Origin of the sequence: Psychrobacillus sp. NPDC093200, assembly GCF_050280345.1 — a bacterium.
Taxonomy (GTDB): Bacteria; Bacillota; Bacilli; order Bacillales_A; family Planococcaceae; genus Psychrobacillus; species Psychrobacillus faecigallinarum.
Window position 1 is genome coordinate 1,110,277 of the sequence record NZ_JBNNVC010000001.1, and the last position, 12,444, is coordinate 1,122,720.

The 12,444-nt window shown below is 33.8% G+C and carries 14 protein-coding genes; 10 read left to right on the forward strand and 4 right to left on the reverse strand.

Going from position 1 to position 12,444, the window contains the following annotated elements; translation table 11 throughout:
* Positions 1–155 precede the first annotated feature (155 nt).
* Positions 156–1,211, forward strand: a complete 1,056-nt coding sequence (locus tag ACQKNZ_RS05370) for an ATP-binding protein (protein WP_186318117.1) — start codon at positions 156–158, stop codon at positions 1,209–1,211.
* Positions 1,212–1,288: 77 nt separating this feature from the next.
* Entirely contained in the window at positions 1,289–1,732 is a 444-nt protein-coding gene (locus ACQKNZ_RS05375; RefSeq protein WP_144537796.1) for a MarR family winged helix-turn-helix transcriptional regulator, read from the forward strand.
* A 39-nt stretch (positions 1,733–1,771) separates the two neighbouring features.
* Here ACQKNZ_RS05375 and ACQKNZ_RS05380 read toward each other — a convergent pair whose 3' ends face one another.
* The 3 genes from ACQKNZ_RS05380 to ACQKNZ_RS05390 form a co-directional block, all read right to left on the reverse strand.
* Positions 1,772–2,368: a lipoprotein gene (locus ACQKNZ_RS05380; protein WP_427658487.1), complete on the reverse strand. Its 597-nt coding sequence runs from the start codon at positions 2,366–2,368 to the stop codon at positions 1,772–1,774.
* A 42-nt stretch (positions 2,369–2,410) separates the two neighbouring features.
* Positions 2,411–3,022 carry a CPBP family intramembrane glutamic endopeptidase gene (locus ACQKNZ_RS05385; RefSeq protein ID WP_144537800.1) on the reverse strand — a complete coding sequence of 204 codons (612 nt, stop codon included), beginning with the start codon at positions 3,020–3,022 and terminating at the stop codon, positions 2,411–2,413.
* 124 nt (positions 3,023–3,146) lie between these two features.
* Positions 3,147–3,335: a YkvS family protein gene (locus ACQKNZ_RS05390; RefSeq protein WP_144537802.1), complete on the reverse strand. Its 189-nt coding sequence runs from the start codon at positions 3,333–3,335 to the stop codon at positions 3,147–3,149.
* A gap of 122 nt (positions 3,336–3,457) precedes the next feature.
* Here ACQKNZ_RS05390 and ACQKNZ_RS05395 point away from each other — a divergent pair, with 122 nt between their 5' ends.
* The 7 genes from ACQKNZ_RS05395 to ACQKNZ_RS05425 all read left to right on the forward strand — a co-directional run bounded on the left by ACQKNZ_RS05395 (position 3,458) and on the right by ACQKNZ_RS05425 (position 9,315).
* A complete protein-coding gene (locus ACQKNZ_RS05395) occupies positions 3,458–3,646 on the forward strand; it encodes a hypothetical protein (protein ID WP_144537804.1) in 189 nt (62 codons plus the stop codon).
* 110 nt (positions 3,647–3,756) lie between these two features.
* Positions 3,757–3,933, forward strand: coding sequence for an aspartyl-phosphate phosphatase Spo0E family protein (locus ACQKNZ_RS05400; protein WP_144537806.1), 177 nt, complete (start codon positions 3,757–3,759; stop codon positions 3,931–3,933).
* A 20-nt stretch (positions 3,934–3,953) separates the two neighbouring features.
* Positions 3,954–4,895 carry an AAA family ATPase gene (locus ACQKNZ_RS05405; protein ID WP_144537808.1) on the forward strand — a complete coding sequence of 314 codons (942 nt, stop codon included), beginning with the start codon at positions 3,954–3,956 and terminating at the stop codon, positions 4,893–4,895.
* Positions 4,892–6,046: a DUF58 domain-containing protein gene (locus ACQKNZ_RS05410; protein WP_427658490.1), complete on the forward strand. Its 1,155-nt coding sequence runs from the start codon at positions 4,892–4,894 to the stop codon at positions 6,044–6,046. The genes ACQKNZ_RS05405 and ACQKNZ_RS05410 overlap by 4 nt, the downstream gene beginning before the upstream one ends.
* Complete coding sequence (locus ACQKNZ_RS05415; RefSeq protein ID WP_427658492.1) at positions 6,039–7,286, forward strand: DUF4129 domain-containing protein; 1,248 nt, start codon at positions 6,039–6,041, stop codon at positions 7,284–7,286. The genes ACQKNZ_RS05410 and ACQKNZ_RS05415 overlap by 8 nt, the downstream gene beginning before the upstream one ends.
* 186 nt (positions 7,287–7,472) lie before the next feature.
* On the forward strand, positions 7,473–8,342 hold the full coding sequence (locus ACQKNZ_RS05420; protein ID WP_342578232.1) for an NAD(P)-dependent oxidoreductase: 870 nt from the start codon (positions 7,473–7,475) through the stop codon (positions 8,340–8,342).
* 67 nt (positions 8,343–8,409) lie between these two features.
* A complete protein-coding gene (locus ACQKNZ_RS05425; RefSeq protein ID WP_154311229.1) occupies positions 8,410–9,315 on the forward strand; it encodes a chemotaxis protein in 906 nt (301 codons plus the stop codon).
* Between the two features lie 178 nt (positions 9,316–9,493).
* On the opposite strand, the gene ACQKNZ_RS05430 is transcribed toward ACQKNZ_RS05425, so the two are convergent.
* On the reverse strand, positions 9,494–9,961 hold the full coding sequence (locus ACQKNZ_RS05430; protein ID WP_144537818.1) for a YkyB family protein: 468 nt from the start codon (positions 9,959–9,961) through the stop codon (positions 9,494–9,496).
* Positions 9,962–10,165: 204 nt separating this feature from the next.
* Here ACQKNZ_RS05430 and ACQKNZ_RS05435 point away from each other — a divergent pair, with 204 nt between their 5' ends.
* Positions 10,166–12,202, forward strand: coding sequence for an EAL domain-containing protein (locus ACQKNZ_RS05435; RefSeq protein ID WP_195761934.1), 2,037 nt, complete (start codon positions 10,166–10,168; stop codon positions 12,200–12,202).
* The last annotated feature ends 242 nt before the right edge of the window (positions 12,203–12,444 follow it).

Consider the following 12,444-nt stretch of genomic DNA (forward strand, 5'->3'; position numbering starts at 1 on the left):
TTGCTTAACTATTGTAACAGTGAATATTCGTGTCGACAATATAGTCAAATATAACCATTTCCAGATTAGAATTAATGTGAAATAATCAGAATTAATTAATAATTTAAAAATTTGAAATGGTTTTCTCAGATTCTTATGAGAGGCAGGGTGAGGTAATGTTAGCAGAATACGAATACAAGCAAAGATTTGAACAGGTTTTTCAACTCTTTTCGAGTGGATTAATATTTATAAGTGAAGAAGGTAAAATTATAGATGCTAATCCTTATATAGAAAAAGTGTTGGGGCTGGACCGCACCGAATTATTGAAGATGAGTTCCAAAGCTCTTTTGAATATGCTATCTCTTAAAGGAGAGATAAAGAAAACTTTTCTACAAGATTTATCGACTAATGGACAAGCAGAATTCTTTTGTGAGCTTCAAACGTATATGGGTGACTACAAGTATCTACATTCTATTGTATCCAAACAAAGTGATTCCAATATCTTTCTTATGGAAATACATGATGAATCTGAAAAAATGTTTATGAAGAAAAGGCTCGATCATAACGAATCGCTAAGTACTCTCGGACAACTTGCTGCTAGTATAGCCCACGAGATACGAAATCCCATGACTTCCTTAAAGGGGTTCACCCAATTACTACTCAAAACAGCTACGGATGACGGTAAGAGATATTTAGATGTCATCGATCACGAGATTAACAGAATGGAAGATATATTAACCGAATTCTTGCAAGTATCCAAGCCGTGCAACAATGAATACACATACTTTGAAGTAGATCAACTTATAACAGAAGTAGCTGGCTTCATGTCCCCTCAATCTCTTATGAAAGCAATTGAGATTAATATAATTAATGAAATTTATCCCAATAATAAGGTTTTTGGGAATAGAAACTTATTAAAACAAGTTTTTATAAATGCGATTAAAAATGCTATTGAATCTATGGAAAAAAGTGGTAATATAGAGATTAGAATATCATTATATTCTAATTGTACAATTAGCGTTAAAGTTGTGGATCAGGGTAGTGGGATAGAAAAACAGGATATAGAAAACATTTTCAAGCCTTTTTTTACTACTAAATCTGCAGGAACAGGACTTGGGCTTTCCCATTCCTATGAAGTTATTGAAGCTCATGGAGGGAAAATAGAAGTAGAGAGCAATGTAGGAATAGGTACAACCTTTAATTTTCTGCTTCCATTGCACGGAACCTGCTGAGCTATTTTGACAATCTATTAGTCTGCCCTATATAATAATTGGTAATGTAATTTTTAATATAGGTGAGGATGACGACAATGACAAATGATTCAGCGAGTAGTGCTTTAAAATTATTTATAGTACTTTCCCGAGCACATAAAGTAATACATGAATGTACCAATCATTTTTTTCAAGAGAATGGACTAAATCCAACTGAATTTGCAGTTTTAGAGCTTTTGTTTCATAAAGGAAAACAACCTTTACAACAGATAGGCAATAAAATTTTGCTTGCTAGTGGTTCCATTACTTATGTGGTGGATAAACTGGAGGGAAGAGGCTTCATCAAGAGAGTGTCGAGTGATACGGATCGACGAGTTACCTATGCGGAAATAACAGAAGCAGGAACAGAGTTTATGAACGAACTTTTCCCCCGACATGAGCAACAGCTTATTCAATTAATGAATGCCTTGTCAGAAGAGGAAAAATTAGAGGCTATTGAGCTGCTAAAAAAATTAGGTTTATCGATTAAAAATTTATCCTAAAAAAAACTTCGAGCCTTTGCACGGCCCGAAGTTTTTATTTTAATCGATTTTAATTGTTTCTGCCATTTTAACAAAATCCTCTAAAGCTGGAGATTCGTTCGTATCAAAGATCGTCAATCTCACGCCTAAGCCGTCTTGTAAAAATGTGTAGCCATATACTTTGTTCTCAGTGCCTTCTGCTTCATAAGCTTTGACATCTTCTAGAAGTTTTCCTGAAGGAATAAGGTTAGCTTCTGTTATCTCATCTACCTTGCCTTCAGAAGTGGAAGCTTTTAAAATTTCTACTAAATTATTTGTTATATCAGCCATATTGACCTCAGAAGCATTATAGACTTCGATTCGCATAGATTGAACATCATTTTCTTTGTTGAATAACAAGTCCTTATTAGGTTCTTCGGCTGTTAGTTCGTAGCCATCTAATATTGTAATAGAGTATTCTTGGTTTTCACTTTTTACAGTAGTTCCTGAAACTTCGGTAGAATCTTTCTCTTGCTCGTTTTCAGTAGCCCCATTGCTAGTACTATCTTCGGACGGGCTATTGTTATCGTTAGGCGTTGCTTCTTCATCTGACGCGCCACAAGCAGCAATTAGAAATGTTAATAACAAAATAGATAAAATAGAGAAAATTTTCTTCATATGAACAGCTCCCTTTTAAGTAACGGTATTAATTGCAACGTTTCATATTATTGGTAGCACCAGGAATAAAAGTAATAGTAACACAATATGAGTTACAATATTTAGTGGCATACTTTTTTTCTTTTCATAGAGTAGGCCAAAAATTACTCCCATTATAATAGCGGCGAGTACACCAATGTAAAAGCCACTTGCAATAAAGACTGCTCCGTACAAGATGGAGCTTATAATTATAGCGTTAGTAGGGGAAAGCCAATTTTTAAGGGCTACTTGGATAAAACCTCTCCAGAATAGTTCTTCACCGGGAATAATGATGAAGAATAATAAAATGTAATGCCACAAAGCAGTAGGTGCAAAGGTTCCTAAAAAGTTAGAAACTTCTTTGGTAGTTTTAGATGGTAGAAAATCTAATAGCTGATAACCTAAAACAAATAATAAATAAGTTGCTACACCATATACTATACCCCAAAATAAGTAACTAAACGTTCTCAGTTGATCTTCTATTTTTGAAAAATAGAAAGCACCAGCTGTTAAAAATAGAGTTGTAAAAGAATAAAAGTACCAAAATACTTTTTCATTTGAAAAAGTTAGCCAGCAAAAAACAAAAGCCAGCAATAAGGATATTATTAATCCTAAAAAGAGTTTGCGGTTATTCATAAAAGCACATCCTTACCATAGTCACAACAATGAAATTTATTGATAATCATGACAGTATAGTAAAAAGAATTGCTTGCTACTTAGAAAAAAACCGTTCTTCTTACGAAGAGGAACGGCATGACGTTTAATCTTCATTACTATATAATATTTTATAACGCTTATGATTGATTACCGTTTTTTCTTCTAGTTCAAGCTCGTTGAAGTTCTCCATATAAGTTAGATCAACTATTACAGAGTTTTCATTTACTTTTTCTACTATACCTTGAAGACCATCTTTAAACTCAATAATGTTGCCGACTTCAGCGATTTTCATAGATTGTCCCATCCCCTTTAAGAACATAATATAATACAGTTTGCCTTAAAAAAAGAGGTACGTAAAGTATTTTTATCAAAAGTTTTGAAACTATACATTTCTTAGACAAAAGGAGAAACATTATGCATCCGATAGATGAACAACTTGATATGTTAAAACGAGGAGAAATAGAAAGCATTCAAGTATCCAAAGAAGATTTTTTAAATTTTAGGGAAGTACTTGTTAGAAGAGAGGATTTTAAACACTTTAGTGGCAACGCTATGCAAGGTGGGAATATAATATATACTTATCTTAATAATCCTAGAAGTTAATGTGTTCGTGCATTAACCTACCTAAAATAGTCGGTATATTCTGATTTCTAAAGGTTTAACTGTAAGTAAAATGAGGAAAATATACATTTTGCAAAAAGGGGAGTTCTCTCATGATGGAATCTATTTTAAATAGGCTAGAGACTACAAGAGAAAAGATGATTCAATCTGCTATAGAAAATGGTGTAACTAATAGAGAAACTATTCGCCTAAGTGAAGAACTTGATCATTTACTGAATGAATTTCATTCTCAAGTAAAGCAGCATAGTACTTCTGAACAGCTTGAATAGTATTTGGGGAGAGATTAGAAATGGACGCAGCTTTAATCAAACTAAAAAAAGAGTTGAATAGTTCAATCATTGGTAGAGAAAGAGAACTTGATTTTATGTTAATAGGGTTATTAGTTCAAGGTCACGTATTGTTGGAAAGTGTTCCAGGTTCTGGTAAAACAATGATGGCCAAGTCATTTGCCGAAGCTATTCAAGGGGTGTTTAAAAGAATACAATTTACACCAGATGTACTTCCCACAGATGTAACAGGGATCAGTTATTTTCACCCGAAGCAACAAGAATTCGTATTACGCGTGGGGCCAGTGATGAGCAATATTTTACTTGCAGATGAGATCAATCGTGCGACTCCCAGAACTCAATCTAGCCTCTTAGAGGCTATGGAAGAAAAGCAAGTCTCAATTGATGGAGAAACTATTAAGCTACCATATCCTTTTATGGTTTTAGCAACACAAAATCCAATAGAGTCTCAACAAGGAACTTTTCCGTTACCAGCTGCTCAGTTAGATCGTTTTCTTTTTAAGCTTAACATTGGTTATCCAACTATGAAGGAAGAAAATGATATTCTTAAACAATTTGGTAAAACACCTGGAGAAGTGAAAACAAAACAAGTTGTAACTTTGCAACAAATAGAAGAATGGTCAAAGCAAGTAAATAATATTAAAGTGCATGATGATATATATACTTATATTGTGCAAATAGTCCAAAGTTCAAGGAAACACCCATACATAGAACTGGGATTAAGTAGTCGAGCTTCTTTGGCAATGCTACAGGCTGCTAAAGCGTACGCCTTTTTAAATGGTAGAGATTATGTTATTCCTGATGATATTAAGAACATCATAGATCCAGTTTGTCTTCATCGATTAAGGCTTTCTTCACAAGGTATGCTCATTCATGATTTACAAGAAATTATGAGTGAATTGATTAGAGAAATAGAAGTGCCTGTTGAGGCGAAAATTCAATGATTTGGAAGCGGCAAGATTTAAGTTTTAAATATACAAAAAAATATGTAGAGATATTATTAATATGTGCTGTAGCATGTTTCTTCTTTAAACAAACATTACTCCCTGTTATTATTTCGTTTCCGTTATTTCTTGTACTTTTCCAGTTGTATTATTTTCGGAAGGTTGGAAATGGACTAGTGTTTGTAAATGACAAAAAAAGGGTTCGTTTAATGAAAGGGACTACTGCTTATTTGGAATTGTCTTTTCAGAACAATGGTTTACCAATTTGGAACGGTGCCATCGTATTAACATTTCAGGATTGTATTGCTCCATTCGATGCAGATTATAACTCTGCCTCAGGTTTTTATGAAGTAAATGTTCCTTTTTCAATTGGATACAAAAAATCAGTCACAGTTCAAATTCCTGTAGTAGGTATACGAAGAGGACTTTCTAGGATAAAAGGAATTGAAGTTAATATTCCGCATCCATTGACTGAAGGGTCAATTATTTTGAATTATGAACCATACATATTAATGGATGCAATTGTATATCCAACTATTTATACAATAAAAGAAGAATTTTATCCTTCACGTTTAAAGTCAGGGGAGTTGGAGTTAAATTCTTCTTTGTTTATTGATCCCTACTTTCCTGTTGGAACGAGAGATTATGAGCCAGGAGATCAATTTAATCATATTCATTGGAAAGCAAGTGCTAAAACCCAGCAACTTCAAACAAAAGTATTTACCAAAGTTGCTAATGTGTCTGTATTGTTTTTGGTGAATCTTGCAGATGGGTATAGAATGGTCCATGATTTTGAAAAAAAGATAGAGTGGCTTGCTTCTCATATAGAGGCTTGCTACAAAGCAAATGTCCCATTTGCTTTTGGTATCAACATTCGATCATCTGGAAAGAGGCCGTTTATTTATATTCCAATAGGTTCAGGAGATACACATAGAGTACAAGCGTTAGAGTGGCTTTCCATTTTATCAACTAGTAATATCACTGTTCCTTTTGAAAATATAATTAGATATATAGAAGCCCATGAGGAGTTACCGATGTCTGCATATATCCTGTCCCAACAGATGGAGAAGTATCAACCAATTTTAAGGACTTGGGAACAAAAAACGAGTGTTAACTATCTTTTGGAATACGAGGGAGAAAATTATGATTAATAATTCAAACCCTACGCATAAAATTCAAATAGTGTCATTTGAAAAATACCTTCAGGATATGTGGATTTTCGCAATTATATTTGTCATATTATTAAACGAGGCAATTGTTAGCACGCCTCTTTTATGGATTATTCTACAGTTCATAACGGTGTTTGTTGCCAATTACATTTTTTCTAAATCTGGGCCAAATATTTTAGTAGCAATAGGTCTGCCGCCTGTTTTATTAACTGTGTTATTATTGTTCGGTATTCCAATATGGTTATATGTTATAAGTGTATTAATAAGTGCTTGGAGCTTACATGCTAGATATAATTTGATACAATCTGACCCAAGTAGTGATTCACCATATTCATTAGTATTTTTTGCAACATTTCTCTCGGTTCATTTCTTATGTTATCTATTAGCTATTGAAGATTATAAACTCCCTTTGTATAGTGTATTTATAGGTGGAGTCATATTTTTTGCAGGGGCTCGATTATTTAATGTACGGAGAACATCCCATAAACAAAAAAATGAATCATTTTTAAAGGTCTCACTTTTTTATATGATAGGAATAATAGGTATATTTCTCTTAACTCTGTTTACGTATTTTCTCACCCCTCCAATCCGGACACTATTTAACTGGGTATTCCAAGGAATATTGGCTGTAGTAATGATTCCTTTAATGCCTCTTCTAAATATTCTAGAGAAGTTTTTAAGTGGAATAACAAAAAAGCCAACGGAGGAAGAGCAGAAGGACGTTGGAGCAAATGGAGCCATGATGGAAGATCTTCTTCCAAATACACAGGAAGCCTCCTCTTATACATTCAATTTTGAATGGATTGTTTTGGGAGTGATAGGGTTAGCTATTTTTGGTGTTATTGCTTATTTGATTAGTAAAAAAATAGAGCAGTCAACAGAAAAGGCAAGTAATGATATTATATATAAAAATGAGGAGTTAGTTGTCCCGCTTCAAGAAGAATCATCTTCTGAAAATACTTTATATAGAGTAGAGTCTTCTTTTTTAAGAGAATTATATTTGAGTTTTGAAAAAGAGGCTAATTCTTTTGGCTTTGAGAGAGAGAAGAGTGAAACCGTGAGGGAATGGTTTCAAAGAATGCAATGGCTTGCAAAAGATGAGTTCTTTTTTATATACGAAGAAGTAAGATATGGAGGCCATACGGTCAAAAAAGATAAGGCAGAATTATTTGTGCAAGAAATAGAAAAAATAAAAAAACTTTTTTTACAAAAAGAGGTTTAAAATATTGTGAATGGGGCATATTAATAAAGAACACAGCAACATTCTCATTTCCCCCTTTTTAAGGGCCATCTATAGGATGGCCCTCTTTTTTTATATTTTTTCGAAAAATAAACATTCTAATGAAATATACAGAACTATTTTTTTTGATACACTATATTTAATACATAGTTAATGGAGGAATGTGAAATGTCTGAACGATTGAATATCGGATTTATTGGTACTGGTGTGATGGGGAAAAGTATAGTAAAGCATTTGTTGAAAGCAGGACATAATGTGATTGTTTATACACGTACAAAAGAAAAAGCAGACGAACTGATTTCTTTGGGGGCAACTTGGGCTTCGAAACCAAGTGAAGTTGCTAGATATACACAGTATTTGTTTACAATGGTTGGCTATCCCCATGATGTAGAAGAAGTATATTTTGGAGATGATGGAGTTTTTTCTATTGAAAATCAAGGTTTAACGGTTGTTGATCTTACAACCTCTACCCCTACGTTAGCAAAGAAGATTTATGACAAAGCGAAGGAACTTGAAATGAACTCCATAGATGCGCCAGTATCGGGAGGAGATATAGGGGCTCAGTTAGGTAAGCTTTCCATCATGTGTGGGGGAGAAAAGCAAATCTTGGATTCTATATTGCCAGTGTTAGAGCTTTTTGGAGAGACTATTCTGTATCAAGGAACAGCAGGTGCAGGTCAACATACTAAAATGTGCAACCAAATAACTATTGCTTCTAATATGATTGGTGTTTGTGAAGCTCTTGCATATGGTAAGAAAGCTGGTTTAGACTTAGAACAAGTACTACGTTCTATTACTACCGGTGCTGCAGGATCATGGTCTTTGAGTAATTTGGCTCCTCGAATAATCGGTGGCGATTTGAATCCTGGTTTTTATATTAAACACTTTATTAAAGATATGAAGATAGCTTTAGAAGAATCGGAAAGAATGAATTTAACATTGCCAGGTCTGGAGCTGGCTAAGTCGATGTATGAGGAACTCTTAGCAGAGGGTTATGAAAATAAAGGTACTCAAGCACTAATAAAGTTCTATGAATAATATAGTAATATTTTACCTTTGTATGATACAATCGAATTAATCGAAGGACATAGAAAGGAAGAGTTTTGTGAACGACCACAAAGGAATATTACTAGAGAGCGGTACAAACGAGTTAGAAATTGTTGAATTTCAAGTTGGTTCAAATAGATTTGGTATTAATGTTATAAAAGTAAAGGAAATTATTCAGCCTATACCAGTAACCTTTATCCCACATGCACATCCTCATGTGGAAGGAATCATTCAATTACGTGGAGAGGTATTACCAGTTATCCAGGTGGGGAAAGTCTTAGGTCTTCCTATAGTATCCAATACCGAGCAAGAAAAATATGTGGTGGCCGAGTTCAATAAACAAAAAGTAGTGTTTCATGTTGATAATGTTACACAGATTCATCGTATCTCATGGAACCAGATCGAAAAACCATCTGACCTTTATCAGGGAGGAACATCTCATGTTATAGGAGTCATCAAAAGAGAAGAAGAGATGCTCTTATTGCTGGACTTTGAAAGAATTATCATGGACATCAATCCCGAATCAGGTATAAGTGTGGATTCCGTGAAAAAAATGGGTAAACGGGAGCGCTCCAACAAAAAAATTGTAATTGCTGAAGATTCCCCTCTATTAAGAAAATTACTTCATGACACCCTTAATGAGGCGGGTTATGTTAATTTAGAATTCTTCGAGAATGGAAAGGATGCACTAAACTATCTTGAGAGTTTAGAAAAAATATCTCCTGATGTCTCAGAGCATGTCCAAATGGTAGTCACTGATATTGAAATGCCGCAAATGGACGGTCATGCATTAACAAAGATGATTAAAGGAAATAATAATTTATCAAAGCTTCCTGTCGTTATTTTTTCTAGTTTGATCACCGACGACTTGCGTCACAAAGGAGATCAAGTTGGAGCAGAAGATCAAGTAAGTAAGCCAGAAATAACAGAACTTGTTCTCAAAATTGATCAATATATTTTATGAGTAATATTTCTAAAAAAAAGGCTATCAATTCGTAATGAATTGGTAGCCTTTCTTAATTTCTTTTAGTACGTTAAGTAACCTACTGTAATTTCATAACAGTATTTTAGTTATGAGATTACATAAGCGTTCTTTAATAGATGCTAGCCCTTAAAAGGCCTGTCCTCTTGACAAAAACAATTCATCTATCTAAATAAGATTTCATCGAGCTTGGACGCTTGTTGGATACACGCGTAAACTTAGCGGTGCAAGATGTAGAGTGATTAGTGGACTTTCTTGTAGTAGCTTGGGGAGGCCCTATATAATCGGTTAATAGTTGTTTTGCCGTTTTTAAATTCATTTTCCTGATAGGGTTTCTATAAGTATCATCTAAGTGACCAAGATGCTGTAAAGTTTTGAAATCTTCTTTTACCGGTAGAATATGGAAGTAATAATCTGCGCACTGTACTAAAACGGAGGATTGCTGTTGGCTATTTTTAGGGTTTCTAACAAAATGGAGTCCAATTTTACTTGCTCTTTTTTCTTTAATCATTTTTTTGATAGCTAGCCTTTTCAGTTCATAAAGTGGTTTATTGTCTAAAGCGGTTTTTGCATGCCTATTAACCGTATATATAGCAGTAGCCAATTGCTTGTCTGATTCAGAAATCATAAATAGTTCACTCCTTTCTTTTTATCTTTCTCTCTTATATACTATCATACCAACTTATACAAAAATTGTGTACACTAATCAAAAAATACTATATGAAAATATTTTGTAACCGCTACGTTAAGAGATGTAATTATCTGACGATATAATATAGTATAATGTGTGGATTTAGTGATATGTCTTAGTATGAGGCAACTGGAGGATTACATGAACAATAACGAACAGCTTAAGAAGAATAATTACTTAGTAGATATGATTCATGAACAGCAAAACCTACTAACCTGCCTATTTAAAAAAAACAAAAACAGTACCTATACGATTATTTATACAAATAAAGCGGCAACCAATTTTTGGGGAGAGGCACATATAAAAAACAACACTTTTAGTGAGGAATTATTGTCTCAACTGTTACCACTATTTACAAGTATTAAAGATGAACAACAAAATGTTAATAGCAATTATGAATTGTTGTTAAATGATAAACGATACACTTTTGATATCTCTATAATAGCTATTGAAGAGAAAGATATATATGGAATGATGATGTACGATAAAACAAATCAACTTCCTATAAATGATTCCTCAGAGATTACAGATAAATACATTTCTCTTATTGAGAATAATATAGATACAGTTCTTATTATTGACCAAGTGGGTATTATTCAATACGCCAATAAAATTATTTTAAAGGTTTTCGGCTACGAAGAGAAAACTCTTTTGCATCAGCCGATTGAGCAATATATCAGTGAGGAATCTCTAAGAAACTTTCAGCTTATTATTAAACAGACAATGAGTGGTTATTCTACAGAAATGCAAAATTGCTTAATTCAGCATGAAAAAGGACATTTCATCTCCACTTATTTAAAAGCAATACCAATCATTAGTGGTGGTACGGTTAAAGGTTTACATTTAGTGCTTCGTAATACAATTAGTGATTCCGAGGAACAAGACCAATTATTTTATCTTGTATACCATGATCACTTAACTGGTTTATGGAATAGACGTGCATTGAAGGAGCACCTAAGTGAAAATATCAAGCAAGCTTCTAAAACAAATAGTGAAATCTCTATTATTCGAATAGATCTGGATCGGTTTAAATTGATTAATGAATCTTTGGGATACACTTCTGGAGATGAGCTTTTAAAAAAAATTGCTGACCGGTTAAGCCTTTATATTGATAAATCGAGTAACCTTTATAGACAAAGCGGAGATGAGTTTGTCTTTTTGTTAAAAGGTAAAACGAAGGATGAAACTAGCCAGTTTGCAGAAAGCATATTAACAGAGCTTGCCAAGCCTATTTATCTAGATCATCAAGAATACTTCGGTACAGCTTCTATTGGAATTTCAATGTTCCCGTATGATGGACAGAAACAAGATGAACTTTTATTAAAGGCAGATCAAGCTTTATATGTAGCTAAAGATAGAGGAAGAGCCCATTATCGATATTTTCAGGAGCAAATGAATCTATCTTTTCCAAACGAGGCCTTGATGGAGTCGCATTTAAGAAGAGCAATTGAAAAGGAAGAGCTATCTATTCATTATCAGCCGCAAGTTAATCTATTAACTGGGGAGATTAATTCATTCGAGGCTTTATTACGCTGGAACAATAGAAAATTTGGATATGTATCGCCTATGCACTTCATACCAATAGCTGAAAAGTCAGGAATCATTTTCAAATTGGGAGATTGGGTATTGGAAGAGGTTTGTAGCCAATTAAAGCTTTGGCAAGATAAGGGCTACCGAATGGTTAGAATCGCTATGAATATTTCTCCACAGCAATTTAAGCAAGATAACTTTGCCTCAAAAATTAGAGAAAAGATAAATAAGTATAATTTATTGCCTTCATCGTTAGAAGTTGAAATTACAGAAAGTGCGATGACTGATCTGCAGGATACCTTCACTATTCTTAAGGAATTAAAGGACATAGGGGTGGTAATTTCAATTGATGATTTTGGGACGGGTTACTCTTCTCTTAGCTATTTAAGAAAATATCCAATTGACATTATTAAAATTGACCAGTCATTTATAAAGGATATGGAAACAGATGAAAAGAGTGCTGCAATCGCAACTACAATTATTCGTCTCGCTCATAGCCTTGGTATGGAAGTAATAGCTGAAGGAGTAGAAAAGGATACTCAAGTGGAAATACTAAAAGCAGCCAACTGTCAAAAGGCCCAAGGTTTCTTTTTCAGTCGTCCAGTTCCGATAGAGGACATAAACAAGTCATATATGAATTATTATTAAATTTGAAGGTCACATTTGGAGACGTCTTTTTCTAAATGTGGCTTTTTTTATCCTTGAATGTAAATAGTTTAGCTTCTTGGGCTAAGATTTTGAACCGGAAGAAACTTGCATACAACAATTCAATAGCCTGACTCCAACAGCGACGGTGCACTACAGACTATCGCGCTCAATACGAGTAGCACTAACGATATTTAAAAGAAGAAGAAATAGCACCTTCTCCCCATATTAATACAGGATCCATT

Coding starts and splice junctions, on each gene's coding strand:
- ACQKNZ_RS05370 (WP_186318117.1), top strand. CDS start 156: ATGTTAGCAGAATACGAATACAAGCAAAGATTTGAACAGGTTTTTCAA.
- ACQKNZ_RS05375 (WP_144537796.1), top strand. CDS start 1,289: ATGACAAATGATTCAGCGAGTAGTGCTTTAAAATTATTTATAGTACTT.
- ACQKNZ_RS05380 (WP_427658487.1), bottom strand. CDS start 2,368: ATGAAGAAAATTTTCTCTATTTTATCTATTTTGTTATTAACATTTCTA.
- ACQKNZ_RS05385 (WP_144537800.1), bottom strand. CDS start 3,022: ATGAATAACCGCAAACTCTTTTTAGGATTAATAATATCCTTATTGCTG.
- ACQKNZ_RS05390 (WP_144537802.1), bottom strand. CDS start 3,335: ATGAAAATCGCTGAAGTCGGCAACATTATTGAGTTTAAAGATGGTCTT.
- ACQKNZ_RS05395 (WP_144537804.1), top strand. CDS start 3,458: ATGCATCCGATAGATGAACAACTTGATATGTTAAAACGAGGAGAAATA.
- ACQKNZ_RS05400 (WP_144537806.1), top strand. CDS start 3,757: ATGATGGAATCTATTTTAAATAGGCTAGAGACTACAAGAGAAAAGATG.
- ACQKNZ_RS05405 (WP_144537808.1), top strand. CDS start 3,954: ATGGACGCAGCTTTAATCAAACTAAAAAAAGAGTTGAATAGTTCAATC.
- ACQKNZ_RS05410 (WP_427658490.1), top strand. CDS start 4,892: ATGATTTGGAAGCGGCAAGATTTAAGTTTTAAATATACAAAAAAATAT.
- ACQKNZ_RS05415 (WP_427658492.1), top strand. CDS start 6,039: ATGATTAATAATTCAAACCCTACGCATAAAATTCAAATAGTGTCATTT.
- ACQKNZ_RS05420 (WP_342578232.1), top strand. CDS start 7,473: ATGTCTGAACGATTGAATATCGGATTTATTGGTACTGGTGTGATGGGG.
- ACQKNZ_RS05430 (WP_144537818.1), bottom strand. CDS start 9,961: ATGATTTCTGAATCAGACAAGCAATTGGCTACTGCTATATATACGGTT.
- ACQKNZ_RS05435 (WP_195761934.1), top strand. CDS start 10,166: ATGAACAATAACGAACAGCTTAAGAAGAATAATTACTTAGTAGATATG.